Raw genomic sequence first — 1,041 nt, forward strand, 5'->3', positions numbered from 1 at the left:
CAGCTTTTCCTCCATCGCGATCGGCGCGATGAGTTCCACCTCGAACTTCAGGTTGTCGCCCGGCATCACCATCTCGGTGCCCTCGGGCAGCTTCACCGTCCCGGTCACGTCCGTGGTGCGGAAGTAGAACTGCGGACGGTAGTTGGCGAAGAACGGCGTGTGGCGACCGCCTTCTTCCTTGGTCAGGATATAGGCCTCGGCCTCGAAGGTGGTGTGCGGATTGACCGATTTCGGCTTGCACAGCACCTGGCCGCGCTCCACCCCGTCGCGGTCGATGCCGCGCAGCAGCACGCCCACGTTGTCGCCGGCTTCCCCGCGGTCCAACAGCTTGCGGAACATCTCGACGCCCGTGCAGGTGGTCTTGCGGGTGTCGCGGATGCCCACGATCTCCAGCTCGTCGCCCACGTTGACCGCGCCGCGCTCGATCCGGCCCGTCACAACCGTGCCGCGGCCCGAGATCGAGAACACGTCCTCGATCGGCATCAGGAACGGCTGGTCGATGGCGCGCTCGGGCGTGGGGATGTACTCGTCCACCGCCTTGATCAGCGCCCGGATCGAGTTCTCGCCGATCTCGGGATCGGTGCCGTTCATCGCCGCCAGGGCCGAGCCCTTGATGATCGGGATGTCGTCGCCCGGATAGTCGTAGGAGCTGAGCAACTCGCGCACCTCCATCTCGACCAGTTCCAGCAGCTCCTCGTCATCGACCTGGTCGACCTTGTTCAGGTAGACGACCATGTAGGGAATGCCCACCTGGCGGCCCAGAAGGATGTGCTCGCGCGTTTGCGGCATCGGGCCGTCGGCGGCGTTCACCACCAGGATGGCGCCGTCCATCTGCGCCGCGCCCGTGATCATGTTCTTCACGTAGTCGGCGTGGCCCGGGCAGTCCACGTGCGCGTAATGGCGCGCGTCCGATTCGTATTCCACATGCGCCGTCGAGATGGTGATCCCCCGCGCCCGCTCCTCGGGTGCCCCGTCGATCTGGTCATAAGCGCGGAATTCGCCGAAATACTTCGTGATCGCAGCCGTCAGCGTCGTCTTGCC

General features: G+C 65.3%; 1 protein-coding gene. It reads right to left on the reverse strand.

All coding sequences use genetic code 11. From position 1 onward, the window contains the following. A partial coding sequence (tuf, locus tag GIY56_RS18290) for an elongation factor Tu (RefSeq protein ID WP_154766260.1) occupies positions 1 to 1,041 on the reverse strand: 1,041 nt, incomplete at both ends.

It is taken from the genome of Paracoccus lichenicola (assembly GCF_009708075.1).
In the GTDB taxonomy this organism is placed as follows: domain Bacteria; phylum Pseudomonadota; class Alphaproteobacteria; order Rhodobacterales; family Rhodobacteraceae; genus Paracoccus; species Paracoccus lichenicola.